This is a genomic window from Luteimonas colneyensis (genome assembly GCF_014836665.1).
In the GTDB taxonomy this organism is placed as follows: domain Bacteria; phylum Pseudomonadota; class Gammaproteobacteria; order Xanthomonadales; family Xanthomonadaceae; genus Luteimonas; species Luteimonas colneyensis.
Genome location: NZ_JACSQJ010000001.1, coordinates 550,115 through 573,676 on the forward strand (window position 1 = coordinate 550,115; position 23,562 = coordinate 573,676).

Here is a 23,562-nt window from a genome sequence, read left to right on the forward strand (position 1 = left end):
AAGCGGCCACCGCACACTTGCCGCCGAAGGGGAGTAGCTCCCAGCGTGCAGGCCGTCAGTTCGAGCAGCGATGCTCCGGTCCCACGGCAGCCCACCGGCTGTGAGCAAGACCTTCGCCGCGACGGCGAAGGTGCGTCCCCGGATCTCCGAGCAAGGGTTCCGAGCCGCCTGCGTCCGCGGCCGCCCCCTCCCCTTGCATGGAATCCCGATGGAAACGATAGGCAACGTCTGGTTGTGGGCCGGCTTCTCCGGCCTGGTGTTGATCGCGCTGATGGTGGACCTGGTGCTGATGCGCCACGGCGGCGCGCACAAGGTCACGTTCAAGGAAGCCGCGTGGTGGAGCCTGGGCTGGGTGGGCCTGGCGCTCGCCTTCAATGCCGCGCTGTGGTGGTACCTCGGCGAGACCGCCGGTCCGGACGAAGCCCGGCGCGTGGGCCTGGAGTTCCTCACCGGCTACCTGGTCGAGAAGGCGCTGGCGGTCGACAACATCTTCGTATTCCTGATGCTGATGACCTACTTCGCGGTGCCCGAGGTGCAGCGCCAGCGCGTGCTGGTGATCGGCATCCTGCTGGCCATCGTGCTGCGTGCGATCCTGATCTTCGCCGGCGCCGCGCTGCTGGCGCACTTCCACTGGATGCTCTACGTGTTCGGTGCGTTCCTGCTGCTGACCGGCGTGAAGATGTGGTTCGCCGCCGGCAAGGAGCCCGACCTCGAGAAGAACCCGGTGCTGCGCTGGCTCACCGCGCACGTGCCGTTCGTGCGCCGCTACCACGGCAGCGCGCTGTGGCTGGGCAGCGGCAGCCGCCGCAAGTTCACCCCCTTGTTCATCGTGCTGGTGATGATCGGGATCACCGACGTGATCTTCGCGGTGGACTCCATTCCCGCGATCTTCGCCATCACCACCGACCCGTTCATCGTGCTGACCTCGAACGTGTTCGCGGTGCTGGGCCTGCGCGCGATGTTCTTCCTGCTGGCCGGCCTGGCCGATCGCTTCCACCTGCTGCCCTACGGACTGGCGGTGGTGCTGGTGTTCATCGGCGCGAAGATGCTGCTGGTCGACGTGTACAAGATCCCGGTGCTGTGGTCGCTGGCGGCGGTCGCGGTGATCCTGGCCAGCACCGTCGCGCTCAGCCTGGCGCGCCCGCTGAAGCCGCATCCGGCCGGCCCGGGGCGCTAGCAGGCTCCGGGGGATCTCATCCCCTCTGCTCGAGGTAGCGCGCCGCTTCCTGCTCGTAGGGTTCCAGGCCCGGTGCCAGATGTGGCAGCAGCAGTCGCAGCCACGCCCTGGTCGCCATCCGCGTCTCGCGCGCGCAGCCGCGGGCACGCGACGGCGTCAGGTCGCCGGCGTCCACCATGCTGGCGAACGCCGCCGGGTCGGTGCCGTAGATCAGGCACTGCAGGTTGAAGTAGCGCTGCTCGCCCAGCGCATGCTCGTCGGCGTAGGCGTCGAGGTTGTAGGCGCCGGTGCTGCGCGACAGCAGCCAGTCCGCCGCCATGCGCAGGTTATCGATCACCTGGCCGGAAGTTTCGTCCAGGCCGGCGAAGCGCAGCATCAGGATCGCCGCCAGCTGGTCGACGGCGTCCTCCTGGCGGCCGGTCACCGGCAGGTCGAGCAGGTGCACCAGCGCGTGGCCGGTTTCGTGCAGCACGATGAAGCGGATGTTGGCGCGGACGTAAGCGAATGCGTATGCGTCATCCAGGCCGCCCTGCTGCTGTTGCGCCCGACCGCGCTCGTACAGCGTGCGCAGGGTTTCGTAGCACAGCACCACCTCGGCCTCGGCCGGGCGGTAGAAGGAGCCGAACTCGCCGCACTCGGCGGTGACGTAGCGCAGGCGTCGCGGCAACACGAACATCCCGTCCAGGGCCTGCAGTTCCGGCAGGCGACGCAGCAGGTCGGCGTCGCGCACGCGGTCGTGGATCGGCTGCAGGGCGGGCGAAGCCGGCGGCGCGTAGGCGTAGTCGAACGTCGGGACCGCGGGTTCCGGCGCGGCGCCGGGCGGGCTTTGCTTCGCACGGACCACCGTCCGCGGCCAGGCCACACCGGGCCGAAGCGTCGCGGGCCGGTGCTGCACCGCCGCGCGCGAGGCCGGGTCGTCGGCCGACGCGCCAGGCACGCCCACGCAGCCGGCGGCGGCCACCGACACCGCCGCCAGCAAGGCGATCATTCCCATCCGTCCGACCAGGGCAACCCCTCCGCGATCCACGATCAGTATGCCGGACCAGCGCCATGCGCAATGGCCGGGGCCCTGTTCGTGGAGCAACGGCGCCATCGCCTGTAACACGCCATCGTGGACGCTCGCGCTGGCCTACGACGTGTGCTCGGCGGCAAGCCGACTGCCGTCACGACGGCCTTGACGTCCCTGACCGCGACCTGCATGCGGATCGGGATCAGTCCGTGCGTCCGCCGTGCATTCACCCGGCGTCCGACAGGATGGGGTCCCGATCCCGATCGATGAGGTCGCCGCCATGAAACGCCTCCTGCTCGCCGCCGCGCTCGCCACCGTCGCCGTCTCCGCCACCGGCATGGCCGAAGCGCGGGACAACCATCGCCATGGCCACCACGCCAGCAAGGCCGAACGCGACTACTGGAAGCATCGCGAGAAGGCCGAACGCCGTGCCCGGAAGGACTACGAAAAGGCCGAGCGCGACTACAGGAAGGCCGTCCGCGAGGAAGAAAAGGCGTACCGCCGATGGGCCCGCGGCCAGTACATCCCGGTCGAGTACCGCCAGCCGCGCTACTACGTGCAGGACTACCGGAGCTATGGCCTGGCCGCGCCGCCCGCCGGCTACACCTATGTGCGCCCCTATCCGCAGGACGACACCTATTACATGATCGAACTCGCCTCCGGCCTGGTGGCCCGCATCCTGGGGGAGTGAGGCGCCGGGGCAGCCCCCGGCCGATCCCGGTGTCTGGCACACTTCGGCTTCCATGACAGGGGGGATTGGAATGAACCAGGTATACGGAGCCATGGTCGGCGCGGCCACGCTGTTTCTTGCCGCCTGCGCCAGCACGGGCAACAAGGGGGGCGAAGACTCGGCCCGCGGCGTGGAAACACTTTCGATGGATGGAAGTTTCACCGGTGAAGTCATCGGCCAGGCGGCGCCGGACAGCGGATTCGCCCGACTGCGCATCGGCATGACGCCGAGCGAAGTACAGGATGTCATGGACCGCGCGCCCGATCGCCAGCACAGCTACGAATCCGGCAAGCGCTGGATTCCGTTCTACTACGGCAATGACGCGCGTCGCATGCAGGTGCTGTACCGCGGCGAAGGCTGCCTGATCTTCACCGATGGCAACATCTGGGGCGGCGCTGGCGGCGACCTGGTGCAGATCGAGGTGGATCCCGGCGGAGCGTGCTACCAGCCCTGAGTGGAAAGGACGCTTGCCGTGCACGCGCCCGCTTGCACGGAATACATTGGAAAGTGCGCGCATTCGCTCGCGCAACAGGGGAACACCATGCTCGATACAGCGCGTATCCTCGCGGCAGGCTTCATGCTGGCCGCGCCCACGGTCCATGCCGCCTACGGTCTCGCACCGTCTGAAGTCCACCCGATCGGGAGCTGGCCCGACGCTGCGGCGGTCGGTGACGTCAACGGCGACGGCCGCGACGACGTGGTGGTGTCCACCACGTATTACTTCGACGAAGGGAACGACTACCAGGTGCTGGTCTACCTGCAGCAGGCCGATGGCTCGCTCGCCCCGCCACTGCGGTTCCCGTACGGATTCGCCAACCAGACCAGCCTGGTCGTCGGCAACCTGGATCGCGATGCGGCACAGGAAATCGTCCTCGGCCACGGTGGCGGCATCATGATCATCGACTGGGACCAGGAACGCCTGTGGCCGGTGGTCCGCACGACGATGCACACCCACGAAATCGGCTGGAGGGCGACCAATGTCGCGCTGCTGGACGCCGACCGCGACGGCGCACCCGACGTGGTGGCGCACGGCTGGAGCGAAGGTGCGGTCATCTACATGGGTGACGGTCGCGGCGGGGTACGGGAATCCGTGCACCTGCCGACACCCGCCGACGGCTACAACGACCTGGACAGCGGAGATTTCAATGGCGACGGCTACCAGGACTTCGTGGTGCAGTCCGGACAGGGCGAGACCAACGCCTATGTCTATCTCAATGACGGCACGCCCTCATTCAAGGGCCCGACCACTATCGACCCGACGGATGGTGTCTGGGGCGGCGATGCCGTCGGCGTGGGCGACTTCAACAATGACGGACGCGACGACCTTGCGCTCGTTGGCGACCACACGGAAGTGAAGATCTATCTGCAGGACGACGCCGGCACCCTGGTCTACGACCGCAGCATCACGACCGAGTATTACCCCAACGCGATGCTGGGACGCGACCTCGACCTCGACGGCCGCGACGACCTGCTGATCCTGCACGGCGGCGGTGGGATCAGCTTCTTCCTGCAGGACGCCAAGGGCCTGGGTCAGGGCACGTGGATCGATGGCCTGTACGCCACCCACCTGAATCCGCACGGGATGGGCGTCGGCGACCTCGACGGCGATGGCTGCCCCGACGTGGCCGTGGCGAACTACAACGCCGGCCTGGTCATCCACAAGGGACAAGGCTGCAATGCCGTGGCGGACCTGGCCCTCGACGCCCGGCTGGACGACGGACAGCTGTCCCTGCACCTCGCGAATGTGGGCGGACGGAATGCCGAGGCGGTGGAGACCCGGGTCACGATCAAGGTGTCGCAGGGCGCACTCGTCGACGCCCAGGCCCCCTGCCCGGTTGAACATCGCGACGCCGGTTCGATCCGCTTCACGTGCTCGCGGGACGCTCTGGCCGCCAACGACAGCGAGTGGATCCACGTGCCGCTGGCGATGACCACGCGGGATCGCCGCGCCGTGGTCACGGTCTCCGCCACGACAACCACGCTCACGCATGAAATCGAGCTGGCCAACAACACCGGCACCGCGTCGCGTCGCGTCATGACCGGGCTGCCGGAGCGCGTGAAATGAGTCCCACTGGCGGCCGGCTGTTTGGGATTCCGGGGCAGCCGACCAGCTAGTCCAGCACAGGCCACCCGCGGATCCCCTGGAAACTCCTGCGTGGATGCAAGCAGGATCTCCGCCGCAACATCACGTGCAACACTTCGGGCATGCCCCTCCCGGCCCCGCCCGCTGCCCCCGCACCCGACGCCGATGACCGCGCGCTTTTGCGCGGCATCCTGGTGCACGACATCCGGCGCGACCTGCGCCGCCACCTGCGCCCGATGCTGGCCTGGTACCTGCTGTTCACCGCGTTCGCGACGGTGGCGGCGGCACCGCTGACCACCTGGTCGCTGGCGGCGCTGCTGCACTGGATCGAACGCCCCTTCGCCGGCGATCTCGATGGCGTGCTCGACAACCTGCTGGCGCTCGCCTGGCTGGTGCTGGCCGGCGCCCTGTCCTGGTACGTGGTCATGCTGCAGCAGGCCGGCATGCTGCTGGTCTCCGCCAGCCACGGCTGCCGCTACCGCACGGCCGCGGCGGCCCTGCTGGGCATGCTGCGCCGGGCCGTTCCGCTGGCGGCGCTGGCCGCGCTGCAGGTCACCGCGCACGCCGTGCTGGCGATGCCGTGGCTCGCGATCGGCGCCGCGCTCTACTGGCTGTTGCTGCGCGGCTACGACCCCTACTTCGTGCTGGTGGCCCGGCCCGCGGCACTCTGGTGGTTCCTGGGCGGCTTCCTGCCGGTGCTCGCGATCGGTCTCTTGCTGCACGCCACGCTGTACTTCCGCTGGCTGCTCGCCACGCCGGCGCTGGTGCTGGAGGGGCACTCGCCGCTGGGCGCACTGCGCCGCAGCCGCACGCTGACCCGCGGCCGGCACCTGCGCATCTCCACGCTGGTGGCCGGCGTCGCGCTCACCGTCGCGGCCCTGCCGCTGGCCGTGACCTGGCTGTACCAGCAGGCCGCGACGCCGCTGCTGGACTGGCTTCCCCAACACCGTCTGCTGCTGAGCCTCGGGATGGTGGCCTACCTCACGCTCAACGCAGCGACGCTGCTGGGCGCGCTGCTGCTCGGCACCACCGCGAACACGCTGCTGGTGCGCGCCCTGTTCCACCGCCTGGGCGGCGCACGGGGGTCCCGCGCCCTGGACGCCACGCCGCACCATCCGGGCCGCTTCGTCTGGGGTGCGGAGGCCGCGTTCCTCGCGGTCGCGCTGGTGCAGGCCAGCATCGCGGTCGGCAGCATGAACCTGCGCCGCGAGGTGACGGTGACCGCGCACCGCGGCGCCGCGTTGATGGCACCGGAGAACACCCTCGCGGCGTTCCAGGCGGCGATCGACGCCGGTGCGGATGCGATCGAATTCGACGTCCGGCTGAGCGCCGACGGGGCCGTCGTCGTGTTCCACGACAGCGATTTCCGGCGGGTCGCCAACGACCCGCGCCCGGTGGCGGAGACGGCGCTGTCCGACATGCGCGATATCGACATCGGCAGCTGGTTCGATCCGCGCTTTTCCGGCGAGCGCATCCAGACGCTGGACGAAGCCCTCGCCTTCATCGACCGACGCGCGCTTGCGCTGGTCGAGCTCAAGCCCGACGCCGACAACGCCGACGCCCTCCTCGCGGCCACCCTGCGCGAGATCCGGCGCAGCGGCTACCAGGACGCCGTCGTGCTGGCCTCGCTGTCCCCCGAACTCGTTCGCGCCGCGCGCTTCGCTGCCCCCGGGGCACGACTGGCCCTGTTCGCGAACGCCGCCCTGCCCGGCACCGCACGTCGCACCGACTTCGACATGCTGGGCCTCAACCATCTGCAGGTGGATGCCGGTGCCGTCGCGGATGCGCGCCGCCGCGGCTACAGGCTGCAGGCCTGGACGGTCAACGATCCGGTGCGCATGGCGCGCTACATGGACCTGGGCGTGGACGACATCAGCACCGACGTGCCGGAACTCGCGGTGCGGCTGCGGGACGAACGGGCGGCATTGACCGAGGTCGAGCTGCTGCTGGTGCGCCTGCACAGCTGGTTCCGGCACTGACGACATCCCGCGGAGGCGAACCAGCGCAAGCGTCGCCAGCTCGGCGCGTCGACGCGCCCCGACCCGAGGCGCGCAGCCCCCGCCGCGCAGTGCGCCCACGCCAGCGCCGGAATTGCACGGCTCAGTGGCGCCCCTCGGCGAACTCTTCCACCAGCTTGCGGCAGAAGGCCGGCAGGTCCTCGGGCTTGCGGCTGGAGACCAGGCCCTGGTCCACCACCACTTCCTCGTCCACCACGTCCGCGCCGGCGTTGCGCAGGTCGGTTCGCACGCTTGGCCACGACGTCATGCGACGGCCGCGGACCACGTCGGCTTCGATCATCACCCACGGACCGTGGCAGATCACGCCGACCGGCTTGCCGCTTTCCACGAAGTCGCGCACGAAGCCGACCGCCTTCTCGTCCATGCGCAGGGTGTCGGGGTTCTGCACGCCGCCGGGCAGGATCAGCCCGTCGTAGTCATCCACGCGCGCGTCCGCCACGACGCCGTCCACGGGCAGCCTGTCGCCCTTCCTGTCGTGGTGCATGCCCTGGATCTCGCCGGGTTTCAGCGACAGCAGGCGCACGGTGGCACCCGCGGCCTCGACCGCCTTGCGCGGCTCGGTCAGTTCCACCTGCTCGACGCCGTCGGTGGCGAGGATGGCGACGGTCTTGCCTTCGAGGGACTTGCCCATGGAGTGCTCCCGGTTTGACGTTGTGGGCGCATCAGGATGGGCCCGGGGCCATTGGCGCAGCGTGATCGGCGGCAGGACATGGTCGGTCGCATGCGCAGAGGGTTCCCGGCGGCCGACCGCCGGCCCGTGTCCAGCACAGTCCGGCTGAGCGCGGGTAGGCTGCACACTCCTTCCGCCAAGAACGAGCCCACGCCATGCGCACATGGATGATCGCCGCAGCCCTCGCCCTGTCCCCTGCCGCAGTCGTCGCAGGCACCCCGCTGCCCGACGCCCCGCACGTGGTCGTGCAGGGCGAAGGCCTGGTCAGCGTTGCACCCGACTCGGCGACCGTGTCCATGGTCGCGCGGCACCGCTCCGCGGATGCCGGCGAGGCCAAACGCGTCGTCGACCGCGCGGTCGCCGCGTTGCTGAAGGTGGCGCCCGACTTCGACGTGGACCCGGACGACATCACCGCCTCCGACCTCGCCCTGCGGGAAGAGCAGGAGTACGACGACAACGACCGTCGGCTGCCCTCGGCCCACGTCGCCAGCCGCGAAGTGAAGGTGCGCCTGGACGACCTGGAACGGCTGGGCGCGTGGATGGACGCCGCGCTGGCGGCGGGCTTCACCGACGTGTCCGACGTCAGCTTCAAGTCCAGCCAGGAGGCTCGCCTGCGCGAGGACGCGCGGGCGCGTGCCGTGGCCGATGCGCGGGAGAAGGCAGGCGGGCTTGCCGTGGCGTTTGGCGGCCGGCTCGGGCCCGTGTACAGCATCAACAGCCTCAACTCGATGCAGGCGCACGGGTATGGGAACACCACGCTGGATCGCATCCAGGTCACCGGATCGCGCATCGACAGCGGCCGCTACCTGCAGCCGAAAATCGACTTCACCGAGCGGGTGTCGGCGGTGTTCGAGATTGCGCGGTGATCAGGCAGGTGCGGGATGAGCCCGGCCTCGGCCCGGCCAGCGGCTAACATCCCCGCATGACCGATACCGACACCTCGCCCCGGCCTCCCCGGATCTGGGTCGACGCCGACGCCTGCCCCGGCCCCGTCAAGGAGATCCTCTTTCGCGCCGCCGAGCGCACGCAGATGCAGGTGACCCTGGTCGCCAACCAGTGGCTGCGCACGCCCGGCTCGCGCTTCGTGCGCGCGATCCAGGTGCAGGGTGGCTTCGATGCCGCCGACGACGCCATCGCCGAGCGCGCCGGCCCGGGCGACCTGGTCGTCACCCAGGACATCCCGCTGGCCTCGCGCGTGCTGGCCAAGGGCGCCGATGCGGTCAATCCGCGCGGCGAGCGCTTCACCCCGGACAACATCGCCGAGCGCCTGTCGGTGCGCGATTTCATGGAAGAACTGCGCGGCGCCGGCGTACAGACCGGCGGTCCCGCCGCCTTCGGCGCCCGCGACCGCCAGGCCTTCGCGAACCAGCTGGACGGCTGGGTAGCGCGGCGGAAGCAGGCGCCCTGATGGATCGCCGCCGCTTCCTGGGCGTCGGCGGCCTTGCCGCCGCGTCGCCGCTGCTGCCCGCCACCGCCGCGCCCGTGGCGACCCGTGCCGGCCGCCCCGCCCCCACGACCGTGGACTTCGCATCAGACGGCCTCGGACTCGGCCCGCCGGAATACGCAGCGATACTGGCCGAGGTCGCGGCGGAGGATGGGTTCGCGGCCGACAACTACTCGCGCGGCGGCGTCATCCGCGAGCTGGAACTCAGGTTCGCCCGGCTGCTCGGCAAGCAGGACGCCATCTACCTCCCCACCGGAACGCTGGCCAACCACCTCGCGGTGCGCAAGCTCGCCGGCCACGACCGCCGCGTGCTCGTGCAGGCGGAAAGCCACCTCTACAACGACAGCGGCGACTGCGCCCAGACCCTGAGCGGGCTGAACCTGGTGCCGCTGGCGGAGGGCAGCAGCACGCTGACCTTCGACGAGGTCGAGCGCTGGCTGGCGCGCTCCGGCAGCGGCCGGGTCGAAACCCGCGTCGGCGTGATCGCCATCGAGTCGCCGGTGCGGCGGCGCCACCACGAGATGGTCGACTTCGACCAGCTCGCGCGCGTCTGCGGCCTGGCCCGCGAGCGCGGCATCCGCCTGCACCTGGACGGCGCGCGCATGTTCAACCTGCCGTTCCATTCCGGCAGGTCCCTGCACGAGTACGGCGCGCTGTTCGACACCGTGTACGTCTCGCTGTGGAAGCACTTCAACGCCGCCTCCGGCGCGATCCTCGCCGGAGACGCCGGCTTCATCGAAGGCCTGTACCACCAGCGGCGCATGTTCGGCGGCGCCCTGCCCAATGCCTGGCCCGCGGCCGCCGTGGCGCTGCGCTTCGTCGACGGCTACCTGGACGACTATGCGAACGCGTGGCAGGTGGCCGACCGGCTGATCGCGCTGTTGCGGGACGACCGCAGGTTCGCGTTCGAGAAGCTTCCCAACGGCACCAGCCGCTTCTTCATGACCGCGACCGGCGTGGCCCCGGAGCTGCTGCACGAACGGCTTGCCGGGCGCGGCGTGGTGCTGTCGCATGGGCATCCGGAGACGGGCAGGTTCGCGATGCAGGTGAACCCGACGCTCCTGCGGACGCCGGCCGAGGTACTGGCGATGAAGTTCAGCGAATCCGTCGGAGGCTGAGCGGATCGCTTCAAGGTCACTGGCCACGAGCCGCTGTCCGGCAGCCGCCGCCCTCAAGGCTCCGGATACAGCGCGATGGCATACCGCCCCTTCTCTCCCGACCGCAGGCCCTGGAACACCAGGCGGCCCCCGGCCTCATCCCAGCCGAAGGCTGCATCGTCGTACGGGCTGCGCAAGGGCGTCTCCGCCAGCGCCTGTGCGACGCCCGCAGGTGGCGTGCCGGTCGCGTGCAGGGTCGCGGCCAGCAGCGTGACGCGACGCCGGCCCTCGAGGTCCGCCGCGCGCGCGACGTAGTCCACATAGGCCGGCGGCGGGATGGCGGCAAGCACGGCACCCACGGGGTTGTACGGGCGCAGCCAGGACTTCATCCCTCCCCGCTCCGCCGTCGCCACCGCGTCGAGCGCATCGCGCAGCTCGGGATACGGGCGCTCCGACACCCGCCCCATCTCCGCCAGGTTCGCCGCGAACAGGTTGCGCGTGGCCTGCTCCTGGAAGAACACGCGCTGCAGGGGGCTCGACAGGACTCCCGCGTCCTCGCCCTCTCCAGGGGCCACCAGTGCGGAGCGGATCGTCGACGCCATGAAATTCCATTCCCCGCCCAGCACCCGCGTCAGCGAACGCTCGGACAGCGTGATCGGCTCAAGCCACGAGGGCGGCACGGCGCCGTCCACGGCATCGGCGGGGAGCGAACGCAGCGCCATGGCGCCCCATTCGAAGTTCCGCTCCACCGCATCCGTGGCCACCATCTTCGAGATCAGCAGGTCCGACGACGCCACCACCCGTCGCCAGAACCGGAGGTCGCGATCGAGCATGTCGCGCACCGCTCCGGCATCGCCTGCCCGCGCGCGCGCCCAGGCGTCCAGCAGATGAAGCTTCTGCGCGTCCCTCGCGGGCCCGAAGGCGGGGAACGTCGCGTCCAGATCGGCAGGAACGGGTTCCCGCCAGCCCTGACTGGCGTGCAGCATCCCGCGATAGCGGTCCAGCAGCCACTGCTCCGAAGACAGCCAGCCGGACAGCACGTCGGGATGTTTCTCCAGCGCGTCCGCGCACGCCGTGACCTGCTGGCACGCCGCGGAAAGCGCGTCGACGTCCGCGCTTCGCGCATCCCTGTATGCCGGGTCACCCGGACCCGCCAGCTGCATGAGATGGACATACGCGTTCTCCGCATCGGCCAGCGCAGGGCGATCACGCAGCATGGCGTCGAACCGCTCCGCGTCGGCCGAAGGCAGCTGGTCACGCCAGTTGATGGCGACCAGGAGCAGCAGCCCGATGGCCGGCAGCGCGACCAGCGCGGCCAAGACCTTTGCGATCACGCGCATCACGTTCTCCAATCCATTGCGTCGCTCCCTGAAGACACCTTACCGGCCCGCCAGCCCGGGCGTGCCAGGCACAGGACGCAGGCGAAGCACTACTCGTGACCGGTGAACAGGTATTTGACGCGTTTCCAACACCGTCCGGCGCAGTCTCGCAGCCCCGCGGCCGGCGCCCGTCGCGTCCCGCACCGAAGCGACAGCGGAGGCGTCCATGCTGAAGGACAGGAATTCGAGCGCCATCGTCGCGGTCAGCGACCACGAGCGCGCGCGGGAGTTCTACACCGGCACCCTCGGCCTCGAGCCCAGCGACCAGGCCATGGACGACGTATTGGACTACCGCACCGGCGACACCAGGCTGGTGGTCTACCGGTCCAGGAACCGAAGAACGGGTTCGACATGACCCTGCATAACGAAGATGCGGCCGAGGCGCGGGGCTGGTTCGACGCGCTATCCGAGGGCAGCCGCGAGGTGATGGGCCGGTTCTCGTTCGAGAAGCTCCCGCAGGGCACCAGCCGTTCCTTCATGACGGTGACCGGGGTGAACACTGGCCTGCTCCGCGAAGGTCTCGCAGGGGAGTTCATCAGTGCGGCTGGTGGTCGAGCAGATTGATCCGGTCGAGTACCGTCACCGCCTCAGCGCCAAACCGGGATCGCCCAAAAGGTCAAGGCCTGGGCGGGCGGGTGGCCGCGATCCAGCGCCGGCGCAGGACCAGGACGCCCCCGCCGGCTACGCCGGCAGCGAGCAAAACGATGGCTATGAGGACGACGGGGAGACCGTCGCCGCTATCGTCGGTGGTGGCGTTCGGGGTGGTCGCGTCTGCTGAGGGTTGGTCGGGTTCGATCGGCTCGGGCGACGTGACCAGCGCGATGGGGTCGGGAAATCGGCGATCCTGAACAGGAAAGGTCTTCCCGTCGACGACGGGGGCGCGCACGACGCGCTGCCAGCCCTCGCCCCGTGCTGTGACCACGACGGTGGCACCGTCGGCCGACGTGGGCACGACCACGGTGTGGCGGCCAGCGCCGCCGACGGTTGCGGGCAGCACAGTGCTGCGACCATGTGCGTCGACGATGACGGCCTCGACGGTGGCGGTCGAGCCTGCGGCCACGCCGGTGACCGTGGTGACGAGCCCGTCACCTGAGGCTTCAACGGCGAGCGTGGGAGCGGCGGTCGCGTAGCCTGCGACCGCGTAGGCAACCGAGGCGCGCTCGCTCGCATTAGAGGTGAGCCGCAAGGTCCAGTTGCCCACCACGGGACTCTCGACCGCGTCGGTGGAGGCGAAAGTGCGCTTGTCGTCGGTGGTGGTCGTGACGGCGGCGGCGACCAGTGCGGGCGGAACGAGCTCGGCAGTGATGCCGGGGATGGCAGCAACGGTGGCACCGATGCGGTCGAGCGCGTCGACGGTGATCGGGATCTCGACGCTGCCGAGGCTGTCGATCTCGGCGATGCCGCTCGCGACCACGATCGGGGCGAACGCTCCGGCGGAGGCATTGGCCTGGATGACCGATGCGTCACTGAGGGCGGCGACACGGCCGGTGTCACCGGCAGCAGAGCGCGTAAGGCGCGGCAGGACGTAATCCTCCGCATCGGTGACCGAGCGGGTCATCGAGACGTGGTCGGTGCCGGTGCGCCGGCGGTCTGTAACGTAAGGCAGGGCGAACGCGCTTTCGACCTGCACGACCATGTCGCCCTCGCCCGCGACGTGGCATGTGGTTGGCCACGCGTCACCGGCGAGGATCGCGAGCTGGACGCCATAGGTGGCGGAGACCACGGCGTTGAACTGGGCGATGACCGCGGGATCGAGGTCGAACGCGGAGGAGTGCGGGATGATCGAGGCGCACGGCGACCCGAGGTTGGGGGTGCCGAGCATCAACAGGCGGGTGGCGACCGGCGTGCCGTTGGTATGCGCCATCAGCATGGCCACGTAATACCGGGAGATGAGTCCACCCATCGAGTGCGCGACGAGGTCAACGCGCTGGGCATCGAGCTCGTCGCGCAGATCCTCGACATAGGTGCCGAGCTGCCCGGCGTTGGCCACCAGGCCGCTGCCCCGGTCCAGGGGGTTGGCAATCGAACCCGTCTGCATCGTGCCTTCGAAGCGCCCGTCGCCCACGGCATGGACTTCCCAGTCCGGGTCGCGTGTCTGCAGCAGTTTCGCATAGCCGTCCCACCCGGCGGCGTTGCTGTTCCATCCGTGCACGAGCACGACCGGACGCGGGTTGACCGCCAGCATCGCCTGGTCGCGGGATGCCATGCCGTACATCTTGACCTCGAGGCGCAGGTCCAGGTCGTCGGCTCGCTCTCCGTCGTCCCAGGTGAGCCCCTCGGTCGCCAGCTCCCACTGGTACTCGTTCTCGCCCGCTTCGGCCGCGACGTGGACCGGTCCCGCGATTAGCATGTCGCGGCTCGCGTCGCGGATCGTGACCTCGGCGGTCGCGGCGGTCGAAGGGTTGCCGACCAGCGCGGTCAGGCGCACGACATTGCCCTCGAACGTGCCCGACGGCGGCACTTCCACCCAGTCCTCCAGCGACGGCACATCCAGGTGCTCCACCACCAGTTCCGCCGACGGCGTCAACGGCCGCTCGCCTAGCGCCACCTCGACGCTGAGCGACGTGCCACTCGGCCCATTGAGCTCGTCGTCACCAACGACAAGCGTGGTGGTGCCGAGGGGAATAGTGCCCGACGCGCCAGCTTGGCCCGTCCAGTTGGCGTTGAGCTCACCGTGCACTACGAAACTGCCGAAGCCCTCGCCGCTGATCGACTCCTGGGGCGCCTTGTTCGAATAGTGCGACTTGAACTGAACGCCATCGAAGAGGGGCTGGTAGCTGACGAAGAACCGGCAGGTGCCACTATCGTCTTTGACGACGAGCCGGAGCGTCGATTCGGACGACAGCTCCCCGCCCTTGGCCCCGCCCTCGCCGATGACGTCGGTCTTCTTGTAGACCTCGCTCCAACTATGCGAAAGCGAACCGCTGGCCTTCACCTTCGATCCAGGGTACGCAACGTTATAAACGCCGTCGCCGTACTGCTGGTACAGAGTGCCCTCGACCTGGACCGACTGGTTCCAGTCAAACTTGCGGTGGGAGTGGTCCGGATCTTCCTCCCGGTACCCACTCAGCTCGAACGAGATCACGATGTCGACCGACTCGGGCAAGGGACCGCATGCGTGGGCGTCGGCGGCGGCCACCGCGGGCCCGCCACCCGTAGCAATCGCCGCGGTGAGCATCATGGCCACCACCATTGCCATGACGCGCTCACACCCGCTGCGTCGCTGTCCGACTCCGTCCCCTCGCACGTGCGCGATCCCCGAAACCGGCTAGTGTGCCGAGCCTATCGCCCCCCGCCCCGCCTGGCAACTCGGTTCGCCAGCACAGTCCGTAAGCTTCCCCGTCAAGCATGCGGATGTTCAACCTGCCGCTCCATTCGGGTAAGAGCCTCCACGAATACAGCGCGCTGTTCGATACCGTGTACGTCTCGCTTTGGAAGCGCTTCAACGCCGCCTCCGGGCAATCTTGTCGGGGTCGAGCAGGTTGATCCGGGCGAGGACGCCGCCCCGTTCGGCAGCCTCTCGCTGACGCTCAACGTACCGCTTGAACCGCGCCACAATCGCGCCACAATCGCGCCATCCAATACTTGTCGCGCCGAAATAATATGAAGATCGTGGCGCAACTGAAGCACCATGTCTCCCTTTGTCGAATCCCGCGGCCTTAGCGTTCAATAACAGCCCCGGCTATTCAACCTTGTGGCTCCCGCCGGACGCAGGACCTCGACCTGGCCCTCGCGATACACCGCCACCCCCTGATGCAGAGCGCGTCTGGAGCTGTGCGTCCCGACCTGCTTGGGGGGCATCCAAGCCAGGATCGGCAGCGGGCGGATCAAGGACGCCACCTTCCTTGCCGCACCGCCGTCGCAAACCGCAGCCTGCATCACTGGAGAAGTCCAAATCCCCTTGTAGTATCCAGACTAAGGACGTGATTCACAGACATGGAGTTCCTCGACGTCCCCCCGGTTTTGAGTAGCACGGCGAACTGGAGTCCAATTCCCCAAAGCGAGGAGATTGGACGTGAAGAAGCGCTTTTCCGAAGATCAGATCATCGGCTTCCTGCGCGAGGCCGAGGCCGGACTGCCGGTCAAGGAGCTGTGCCGCAAGCACGGCTTCAGCGAGGCGTCGTACTACCTGTGGCGGAGCAAGCTCGGCGGCATGACCGTGCCCGATGCCAAGCGCCTGAAGGAGCTTGAGACCGAGAACGGCCGGCTGAAGAAGCTGCTGGCCGAGCAGGTTCTCGAGAACGAGGTCATCAAGGACGTCCTTCGAAAAAAGTGGTGAGCGCACCGGCTCGACGCGAGCAGGTGCGCTACATGGTGACCAAGGGGCTGAGCGAGCGGCGGGCGTTGGCGGTGCTGTGCATGAGCGCCAGCGCGTACCGCTACCAACCTGCGCCTGATCGGAACGTCGAGCTTCGGGAGCGCACCCTGGCGCTGGCGCAGCGATACAAGCGCTACGGCGTCGGGATGATCTACCTCAAGCTCAGGCAAGCAGGAGTGCTCGTGAACTACAAGCGTGTGGAGCGGCTGTACCAGCAAGCGAAGCTGCAGGTGCGGCGCCGGAAGCGGAAGAAGGTGCCAGTGGGCGAACGGCAACCGCTGTTGCGGCCAGACCGCGCCAACCAGGTCTGGTCGATGGACTTCGTGTTCGATCGGACGGCAGACGGACGGGTGCTCAAGGCCTTGACCATCGTGGACGACGCCACGCACGAGTCGGTGGCCATCGAGGTGGAGCGCGCGATCTCCGGTCACGGCGTGGTGCGCATCCTGGAACGTCTCGCGGTCCAGCGCGGCCTGCCTGAGGTGATCCGCACCGACAACGGCAAGGAGTTCTGCGGCAAGGCCATGCTCGAGTGGGCTCACAACCGTGGCGTCGCCCTGCGCCTGATCGAGCCGGGCAAGCCGAACCAGAACGCCTACGTCGAGAGCTTCAACGGCCGCCTGCGCGACGAATGCCTCAACGAGCACTGGTTCACCAGCCTGCTGCACGCCCGCACGGTCATCGAAACCTGGCGCCGCGAATACAACGAAGAACGGCCAAAGAACGCGCTCGGCGGGCTGACCCAGGAGCCTATGCCAAAACCCTGGCGGGCTCGGATACCCTAACCCCGGACTCTAAAGCCGACCGCTACTGAAGGCGGGGGGACGTCGGTCTCGCAAGGACTGATCGACAGTTGGTGGGCACAGGGCATGCAAGCCGGCCACAAGAACACCTACGACTCCATCGCCTCATTCTCGGCCACGGATTTCCGCGAGGACCTGAAGAGATTCGATGTGCCGACGCTGGTGATCCACGGCGGCGACGACCAGATCGTGCCGCTCGACATCTCCGGAAAGGCGTCTGCCGCACAGATCAGAGAGGCGAAGCTTATTGTGTATCCCGGCGCACCGCATGGCCTGACCGACACACACAAGGAGCGCTTCAACCAGGATCTTCTGGACTTCATCGAGAGCTGAGCGAACCGCTGAATTGGGCCGACCATGGCTTGCCCCTATGGTCGGCTTTTCTCGCTTCGTTGGTATTGATACAGCCTCATGTTGCACACAACGCGACCCCGCTGTTGAAGCAAGTTCTACGTCAGCAAGCTACTAACAACACACGTTCATAAGGCAACGAACCGTCTATAACGTCTGGCCGATGAGCCCTCGATGTTCTTCAATGGGCACGTTGCAAGGGCTGATCCCTCAAAGGTCATCGCCCTTCTTACAAACCACATTGATGAACGGGAAACTGCCCCCGCCGGGCATCAGCTCATCAATCGCGGAGAACTCGATCAACCCATATGGAGCGAACTCCCGCTCGACCGACGCTGCATCGTAGAAAAACATCTGCAGGCCTGGTCCTCTCTCGTACCAATCGTCGCCCAGCCTTGCTCCTTGCCCATACATCGGCGCTTTCTTCGAGATGACTGTGAAGATCATGTACCCACCTGGTGCCAGCTGTCGGTAACAGTCCCGGGCAAGCTTTGTGCGCCCGTCCGTACCCAGGAGATAGATCAGTCCGTAGCAGAAGACGCCGTCGTACTGCCTGCTGTCGTATGGCATGTCTGCCACCGGGCCGTGGTGGATAGGGATCTGGAGGCCAAGTCGTGATCGGGCAAGCGCGATTGCAGTGGCCGATATCTCGATCCCAGTGACTGACATGCGCTGGTCCAGGAACGCCTTGGCGTTCCTGCCGTACCCAACGCCGGGTATCAGGACATCCTTGACGCCCATTCGAGCGAAGTAGTCGCTGGCGAAGATTGCAGAGGCCGTCGGCTCGGACCCCCACATCAGCTGCTTCTCAACGAAGGTAGTTTCCCAGAGCTCAGCCATGTGGGTCACGACTCTTGCCTGGGTAGAGAATGGGCTTACGCATGATTCGTCTCAAGATCATGGGATCCGCCCCGGGCGGCGAGGCGCTTGCAAACGTCGGCGTTGAGCGCCGCGAGCGTCACCTCGCCGAAGCGCGAAAGCAACAGCGCCTCCGCATCCCGGAATGCCCTGTCAAGAGCGACATTCACGGCCTGCTCGACAAGGCAGCCGGTCTCATCCGTGCGGTTGCCAATGGCCAATAGCGAAGGGCAGCCGAGTGAAGTGTAGACATCGCGCAGCGTCACCTCCGACAGGTCGCAGGTCAGCGTCCACCCGCCGCCATGCCCCTTTTCCGACCGGACGTATCCGGAATTCCGCAGGCCAGCCATGACCTGGCGGATCACCACCGGATTGGTGCTCATCGCTTTCGCCAGGACTCCGGAAGTCACCGGGCCACTCTGCTGCGCCATGTGCAGCAAAAGGTGAAGCACTCCAGACAATCGGCTATCCCGCCTCATGTAAGTTATCGTATTACTTGAGCGCGCGGAGGTCAACGGCGTGGAGCACCGACGTCGCATGCGCCCCATGCTGAGCTGCGTGCTGCCGAACCGCACGAGGCAGAACGGCAGCACGCAGCTTGCATTTGCTCAGACAGGAAAGTCCGTTGCCTCGGATGAGACCTTCCAGATCTCCATCTCCTCACCTATCGCTTGCATCTTCTGTACCGCCAGTTCGTTGGCGATATGGCCGGCAAACAGATGAAGCGGCGGCTTGGCGTCATCAGCGGCCTGGATAATCAACAAAGCCAGCCTCGCGGGATCGCCGGACTGATTGCCGGCGTAGGTTCCCAGGTGCAGCTCCAGCGAGACCTGCGCCTCCTTGTAGTCGCCGATCTGACGTTCGGCCACGACCAGCGATCCGGGTGACAGGAAGTCAGTGCGCACGGGTCCGGGATACAGCACGGTCGCCTTGATGCCCAGTTCTCCGACCTCGGCCGCCAGGGACTCGGTCAAGCCAGCCAGAGCGAACTTGCTGGACACATAGCTGCCCCAGCCCGCATAGCCGCCTTGAAAGCCGACGATGGACGCGACGTTGAAGATGTGGCCCGACCGCTGGCGCCGAAGATGCGGCAACGCATGGCGCAACACGTTCACTGGCGCAAAGAGATTCACCTCGAAGTTCTTGCGCAACTCGGTATCCGACAGGGCCTCGATCGTTCCCTGCTGCCCATAGCCCGCATTGTTGACGACGACGTCAAGCTGGCCAAATGTGGCGACTGTTCGTTCGATAGCGGATTGGACGCTGCGCTCGTCCGTCAGATCCACCTGCAGCGGCAGCAAGCGCTCCGAGGGCGGACCGAGCGCGGCTTCGAGTGACCGGAGCGACCTCGAGGTCGCGGCGACGCGGTCGCCACGTTCCAGTAGCTGGCGCGCCAACGCCTCGCCGATGCCTTTTGCTGCGCCTGTAATGAACCAGGTTTTCGGGATTGTATTCATGGTATGGCCTTTGTGGTTGTGTGCGGCTATTTGAGGGCTACGCTCATGCCGCCGTCGGCCATGACAACCGACCCGACGAGGTAGCTGGCTTTGTCCGAGGCCAGGAAAGCGATCACTTCGGCGATTTCAACAGGCTTGGCTGCGCGCTTGATGGGTGCGTTCTTGCCGTGCTCGGCGAGGAATCCCGGGCCGTCTGCATGCATGTGATTGGCAATGTTGGTCACTACATCGCCCGAACCCACCGCGTTGACCCGGATACCGTGGTCAATCGCTTCAAGCGAGAGCGCCCGGGTCAATTGCGCAAGTGCGCCCTTGGAGGCTGCGTAGGCGGCGATGCCTGGGAAGGCCTGATAGCAGGCGTAGGAGCCAACATTGACGATCGCGCCTTGCCCCGCGGGCATCATCAGCCGCATCGTCTCGCGGGAAAACAGAAAGGCGCCTGTCACGTTGACCGCCAGGATCCCATTCCACTCGTCGAGTGTCATCTCCACGACCGGCTTGTTGATGATGATGCCGGCGTTGTTGACGAGAACATCGAGCTTTCCGAAGGTCTCTTTCGCCAGGGTCACCGCGCGCACCGCACTCTCTTCGTTTGCCACGTCGGCAACGAGCGGAACGATGCCAGGGCGAGCCAGCCTTTCGACGTTTGAACTCCTTCCCACCGCGATGACCCTTGCGCCTCGCGCGTGCAGAAGCTCCGTCGTCGCGAGCCCGATCCCACTTGCCGCACCTGTCACGATGGCGACCTTACCGTCGAACGTTGCTTCAGTACTTGATGTGCTGGGTGTCATGTTCGTCTTCCTTTTTGCCTGGGCTGGCAATCAATAGGGGCTGGCTGTTGGCCGCACCACGATTTCACTCACATCCACTTCCGCCGGCTGCTCGATCGCATAGGAAATTGCCCGTGCGATGGCGTCAGCGGATAGGGCGATGCGGCGGAACTCGCGCATGGCACTGCGGGCTGTATCGTCAGAGATCGTGTCGGCCAACTCGGATTCGACTACGCCTGGGCAGATCACGGTCACACGGATCTTGTCGCTCTCCTGGCGAAGACCGTCAGAGATGGCGCGCACTGCGAATTTCGTTGCGCAGTACACCGCCGCCGTGGGCGAGACGGCCAATCCGCCGATGGAGGACATGTTGATCACCTGGCCATGGCCCTGTGCCTGCATGCCTGGCAACACCGCCGCGATGCCATGCAGCACGCCGCGAATATTCACGTCGATCATGCGATTCCATCGGTCCACGTCCAGCGCGGCCAGCGGCGACAGCGGCATGACTCCGGCGTTGTTGACGATGACGTCGATCCGGCCGAACGCATCCATGGCGAACCCGGCGAAGGCCTGGACATCTTTCAAAGAGGTGACGTCCAGTGCGCGGTAGCGCACTGAGCCACCACTGGCCTGGATCTCGCCGACCAACGCTGCCAGCCGCTCGGTGCGGCGCGCGCCGACGACGAGGTGATGCCCTTGGGCCGCCAGAAGGCGGGTCGTGGCTTCGCCGATGCCGCTACTGGCTCCCGTGACGAGAATGACCTTGGGCTCGATGGTTCCGGACATGTCGGCTTCCCTTTTGCGGAGACATTCCGCGGATGGCCCATGCTAGGAACGACGCCCTGTCGTGCGAATACCCACAACTCTGTGGCTATTGCCTATTGCTATAACAAACGACGATCTCGATCGACAATTACCGGGCGTTGATCGACAATTCCTATCGCGAGACCCCTTTTGAACCGACTGAATCAAGCATGCCTACTGCCGACGTCACCGTCTCCCGACGCATGACCAACCTGCTGACAGAACTCGCGCCCAACGAGGGTTACACCCTGTCTGCCCTGGACGGTGTCCGCTTCATGCGCTCCGATCGTCCCCTGGGTCGCACCCCTGTGCTCTACGAGCCGAGCATCGTGATCGTTTGCCAGGGTCGCAAACGCGGTTTCCTGGGAGACGAGATCTATCTCTACGATGCCCAGCATTACCTGGTGCTGTCGGTCCCGCTGCCTTTCTCTACGGAAACCGAAGCCAGCCAAGCGGAGCCGATGCTGGCCGTCTCCCTGCGCCTGGATCTGACCGCAGTGGCAGACCTGGTACTGGCCATCGGCCAGTCGCGGGATCACACAAACGTTGCGCCACGCGGCATGATTTCGACTCCACTCGGGGGAGTCCTGGCCGATGCCACGTTGCGTCTGCTCGAGGTCCTGGCCTCCCCGCTCGAAGCGAAGATCCTCGGCCCGGCCATCGTGCGGGAAATCTGTTTCCGCGTGCTCGTCGGAAACCAGGGCGGCGCCATGCGGGCGGCGTTGGCGCACCAAGGGCAGTTCGGCAAGGTCGCCAAGGCACTGCGGCGCATCCACGCCGACTATGCGCAGGCCCTCGGCGTCGCCCACCTGGCGGGCGAGGCCGGCATGAGCGTCCCGGCCTTTCACGCGCATTTCAAGACCGTTACCCAGACCTCGCCGATCCAGTACATCAAGTCGACGCGGCTGCACCAAGCCCGGCTCCTGATGATTCGCGATGGCCTTACCGCAGCCGCTGCCTCAGCTCGCGTCGGCTATGAAAGCCCCTCGCAGTTCAGTCGTGAGTTCAAACGATTCTTCGGACGAAGCCCGGTTGAGGAAGTGCGCGACCTGCGGGTTTCCTTTGCCCTGTCGCCTGCAGTGCAGGTCTCGGGATTCGCCATATCTCACTGAATCCTCGCTCAGGGTCTGACGCTTCCCGGTTTCAGTAGCGGTCGGCTTTGGAGCCCGGGGTTGGGGGTATCCGAGGCGCGTTCTTGAGCCGCCATTCGTTGTATTCCACCGTGCGGTCGAAGACGAAAGAACACACCACGTGGCCGTGAGCCAGCCCCGGCGTTGGTTATGCTTGATGGCAGGCGTCGCTGCCGCCCTGCCCTGAGGACTACACATGGATCGTCGCCGCTTCCTTGGCGTGAGTGGAGCTGCCGCCGCGTCGCCGATGTTGGCCGCACTGGGCACACCCGCCACGGCAAACGCCACCGCGACATTGTTCAAGCGCGTGAACTTCGCGTCCGACGGGCTTGGGCTCAGCCCCGCCGAGTACGCAGCACTGCTGGGCGAGGTCGTGGCGGAGGACGGCTTCGAACCCGACTACTACTCACAGGGCGGCGCTATCCGTGAGCTGGAACGCAAGTTCGCCCGGCTGCTCGGCAAGGACGACGCGATCTACCTGCCCACCGGAACGCTGGCGAACCACCTCGCGGTGCGCAGGCTCGCCGGGGACGATCGTCGCGTGCTGGTGCAGGCGGAAAGCCACTTCTACAACGACAGCGGCGACTGCGCGCAGACCCTGAGCGGGCTGAACCTCGTGCCTCTGGCCGAAGGAGGCAGCACCCTTCCCATCGAGGACGTGGAGCACTGGCTGGCGCGCTCCGACACCGGCCGGGTCGAGACCCGCGTCGGCGTGATCGCGATCGAGTCGCCGGTGCGTCGGCGCCATCACGAAATGGCCGACTTCGATGAACTCCGCCGCGTCAGCGGCCTCGCCCGCGAGCGCGGCATCCGCCTGCACCTGGACGGGGCGCGGATGTTCAACCTGCCACTCCACTCGGGCAAGAGTCTCCACGAGTACAGCGCGCTGTTCGACACCGTGTACGTCTCGCTCTGGAAGCACTTCAACGCCGCCTCCGGCGCGATCCTCGCAGGGGATGCCGGTTTCATCGACGGCCTGTTTCACCAGCGGCGCATGTTCGGCGGCGCCCTGCCGCATGCCTGGCCGGCGGCCGCCGTGGCATTGCAGTTCGTCGACGGCTACCTGGAGGACTACGCGAAGTCCTGGCAGGTCGCTGATCGGTTGATTGCACTGCTGCAGGACTATCGCCGGTTCTCGTTCGAGAAGCTCCCTCACGGCACCAGCCGGTTCTTCATGACAGTGACGGGGGTCGCGCCGGATCTGCTCCGCGAACGGCTCGCGAAGCAGGACGTTGCCCTGTCCCGCGGCCATCCGGACACCGGCCGGTTCGCGATGGAGGTGAACGCGACACTGCTTCGGGTATCGGCGGAAACGCTGGCCGGGAAGTTCATCGCAGCGACTGGTGCTCCAATAGATTGATCAGAGCGGGAGCTCGACTCACAGGGTTTAACAAGCTGCATCTTGATTCAACGATGCCGGCATAGAGCTCGATAACGCTTTGGCCTGTTGAACCTTGGCTC

At 67.0% G+C, this 23,562-nt stretch carries 22 protein-coding genes and 1 pseudogene; 14 read left to right on the forward strand and 9 right to left on the reverse strand.

All coding sequences use genetic code 11. The annotated features are described in order from the left end of the window. Positions 1 to 208 precede the first annotated feature (208 nt). Positions 209 to 1,177 carry a TerC family protein gene (locus tag H9645_RS02470; RefSeq protein ID WP_191728134.1) on the forward strand — a complete coding sequence of 323 codons (969 nt, stop codon included), beginning with the start codon at positions 209 to 211 and terminating at the stop codon, positions 1,175 to 1,177. A gap of 16 nt (positions 1,178 to 1,193) precedes the next feature. Here H9645_RS02470 and H9645_RS02475 read toward each other — a convergent pair whose 3' ends face one another. After that, on the reverse strand, positions 1,194 to 2,165 hold the full coding sequence (locus H9645_RS02475) for a DUF4344 domain-containing metallopeptidase (protein WP_191728135.1): 972 nt from the start codon (positions 2,163 to 2,165) through the stop codon (positions 1,194 to 1,196). Positions 2,166 to 2,466: 301 nt separating this feature from the next. Here H9645_RS02475 and H9645_RS02480 point away from each other — a divergent pair, with 301 nt between their 5' ends. From H9645_RS02480 to H9645_RS02495, 4 genes are all read left to right on the forward strand, one after another. Further along, complete coding sequence (locus H9645_RS02480; RefSeq protein ID WP_191728136.1) at positions 2,467 to 2,877, forward strand: RcnB family protein; 411 nt, start codon at positions 2,467 to 2,469, stop codon at positions 2,875 to 2,877. A gap of 91 nt (positions 2,878 to 2,968) precedes the next feature. Further along, a complete protein-coding gene (locus H9645_RS02485) occupies positions 2,969 to 3,370 on the forward strand; it encodes a hypothetical protein (RefSeq protein WP_191728137.1) in 402 nt (133 codons plus the stop codon). 87 nt (positions 3,371 to 3,457) lie between these two features. Then, positions 3,458 to 4,981 (forward strand): FG-GAP repeat domain-containing protein, encoded by a 1,524-nt coding sequence (locus H9645_RS02490; RefSeq protein WP_191728138.1) that lies wholly within the window; start codon positions 3,458 to 3,460, stop codon positions 4,979 to 4,981. 140 nt (positions 4,982 to 5,121) lie between these two features. Beyond that, positions 5,122 to 6,978, forward strand: coding sequence for a glycerophosphodiester phosphodiesterase family protein (locus tag H9645_RS02495; protein WP_191728139.1), 1,857 nt, complete (start codon positions 5,122 to 5,124; stop codon positions 6,976 to 6,978). A 121-nt stretch (positions 6,979 to 7,099) separates the two neighbouring features. Here H9645_RS02495 and H9645_RS02500 read toward each other — a convergent pair whose 3' ends face one another. Next, positions 7,100 to 7,648 carry a type 1 glutamine amidotransferase domain-containing protein gene (locus tag H9645_RS02500; protein ID WP_191728140.1) on the reverse strand — a complete coding sequence of 183 codons (549 nt, stop codon included), beginning with the start codon at positions 7,646 to 7,648 and terminating at the stop codon, positions 7,100 to 7,102. 206 nt (positions 7,649 to 7,854) lie between these two features. On the opposite strand from H9645_RS02500, the gene H9645_RS02505 reads away from it, so the two are divergent. The 3 genes from H9645_RS02505 to H9645_RS02515 are packed head-to-tail and all read left to right on the forward strand — an operon-like array spanning position 7,855 to position 10,249. Beyond that, the gene (locus H9645_RS02505; RefSeq protein WP_191728141.1) at positions 7,855 to 8,553 is read left to right on the forward strand and encodes an SIMPL domain-containing protein; all 699 of its coding nucleotides are present in this window, start codon (positions 7,855 to 7,857) and stop codon (positions 8,551 to 8,553) included. A 56-nt stretch (positions 8,554 to 8,609) separates the two neighbouring features. Then, positions 8,610 to 9,095 carry a YaiI/YqxD family protein gene (locus H9645_RS02510; RefSeq protein ID WP_191728142.1) on the forward strand — a complete coding sequence of 162 codons (486 nt, stop codon included), beginning with the start codon at positions 8,610 to 8,612 and terminating at the stop codon, positions 9,093 to 9,095. Next, on the forward strand, positions 9,095 to 10,249 hold the full coding sequence (locus H9645_RS02515; RefSeq protein WP_191728143.1) for a threonine aldolase family protein: 1,155 nt from the start codon (positions 9,095 to 9,097) through the stop codon (positions 10,247 to 10,249). The genes H9645_RS02510 and H9645_RS02515 overlap by 1 nt, the downstream gene beginning before the upstream one ends. Positions 10,250 to 10,302: 53 nt before the next feature. On the opposite strand, the gene H9645_RS02520 is transcribed toward H9645_RS02515, so the two are convergent. Further along, positions 10,303 to 11,547 (reverse strand): hypothetical protein, encoded by a 1,245-nt coding sequence (locus tag H9645_RS02520; protein ID WP_191728144.1) that lies wholly within the window; start codon positions 11,545 to 11,547, stop codon positions 10,303 to 10,305. Positions 11,548 to 11,773: 226 nt separating this feature from the next. Between H9645_RS02520 and H9645_RS02525 the strand changes: the two genes are divergently transcribed. Beyond that, positions 11,774 to 11,962, forward strand: coding sequence for a VOC family protein (locus H9645_RS02525; RefSeq protein ID WP_191728145.1), 189 nt, complete (start codon positions 11,774 to 11,776; stop codon positions 11,960 to 11,962). After that, a complete protein-coding gene (locus tag H9645_RS02530) occupies positions 11,959 to 12,171 on the forward strand; it encodes a hypothetical protein (RefSeq protein ID WP_191728146.1) in 213 nt (70 codons plus the stop codon). The genes H9645_RS02525 and H9645_RS02530 overlap by 4 nt, the downstream gene beginning before the upstream one ends. 52 nt (positions 12,172 to 12,223) lie before the next feature. On the opposite strand, the gene H9645_RS02535 is transcribed toward H9645_RS02530, so the two are convergent. After that, positions 12,224 to 14,806 (reverse strand): esterase/lipase family protein, encoded by a 2,583-nt coding sequence (locus H9645_RS02535; protein ID WP_191728147.1) that lies wholly within the window; start codon positions 14,804 to 14,806, stop codon positions 12,224 to 12,226. Positions 14,807 to 15,622: 816 nt separating this feature from the next. Here H9645_RS02535 and H9645_RS02540 point away from each other — a divergent pair. Together H9645_RS02540 and H9645_RS02545 are read left to right on the forward strand one after the other, a co-directional pair. Continuing rightward, a pseudogene (locus H9645_RS02540) lies at positions 15,623 to 16,739 on the forward strand (IS3 family transposase). 31 nt (positions 16,740 to 16,770) lie between these two features. Continuing rightward, positions 16,771 to 17,061, forward strand: a complete 291-nt coding sequence (locus H9645_RS02545) for an alpha/beta fold hydrolase (protein ID WP_484497232.1) — start codon at positions 16,771 to 16,773, stop codon at positions 17,059 to 17,061. 228 nt (positions 17,062 to 17,289) lie between these two features. Here H9645_RS02545 and H9645_RS02550 read toward each other — a convergent pair whose 3' ends face one another. From H9645_RS02550 to H9645_RS02570, 5 genes are all read right to left on the reverse strand, one after another. Then, positions 17,290 to 17,919 carry a class I SAM-dependent methyltransferase gene (locus H9645_RS02550; protein ID WP_191728149.1) on the reverse strand — a complete coding sequence of 210 codons (630 nt, stop codon included), beginning with the start codon at positions 17,917 to 17,919 and terminating at the stop codon, positions 17,290 to 17,292. A gap of 35 nt (positions 17,920 to 17,954) precedes the next feature. Beyond that, a complete protein-coding gene (locus H9645_RS02555; protein ID WP_191728150.1) occupies positions 17,955 to 18,416 on the reverse strand; it encodes an Rrf2 family transcriptional regulator in 462 nt (153 codons plus the stop codon). A gap of 129 nt (positions 18,417 to 18,545) precedes the next feature. After that, the gene (locus H9645_RS02560) at positions 18,546 to 19,394 is read right to left on the reverse strand and encodes an SDR family oxidoreductase (protein WP_191728151.1); all 849 of its coding nucleotides are present in this window, start codon (positions 19,392 to 19,394) and stop codon (positions 18,546 to 18,548) included. Positions 19,395 to 19,420: 26 nt separating this feature from the next. Then, positions 19,421 to 20,185 (reverse strand): SDR family NAD(P)-dependent oxidoreductase, encoded by a 765-nt coding sequence (locus H9645_RS02565; protein WP_191728152.1) that lies wholly within the window; start codon positions 20,183 to 20,185, stop codon positions 19,421 to 19,423. Positions 20,186 to 20,215: 30 nt separating this feature from the next. Next, complete coding sequence (locus H9645_RS02570) at positions 20,216 to 20,953, reverse strand: SDR family oxidoreductase (RefSeq protein ID WP_191728153.1); 738 nt, start codon at positions 20,951 to 20,953, stop codon at positions 20,216 to 20,218. A 137-nt stretch (positions 20,954 to 21,090) separates the two neighbouring features. Here H9645_RS02570 and H9645_RS02575 point away from each other — a divergent pair, with 137 nt between their 5' ends. Next, positions 21,091 to 22,083, forward strand: coding sequence for an AraC family transcriptional regulator (locus H9645_RS02575; protein ID WP_225217916.1), 993 nt, complete (start codon positions 21,091 to 21,093; stop codon positions 22,081 to 22,083). Between the two features lie 214 nt (positions 22,084 to 22,297). Continuing rightward, the gene (locus H9645_RS02580; RefSeq protein WP_191728154.1) at positions 22,298 to 23,461 is read left to right on the forward strand and encodes a threonine aldolase family protein; all 1,164 of its coding nucleotides are present in this window, start codon (positions 22,298 to 22,300) and stop codon (positions 23,459 to 23,461) included. Positions 23,462 to 23,562: the final 101 nt, after the last annotated feature.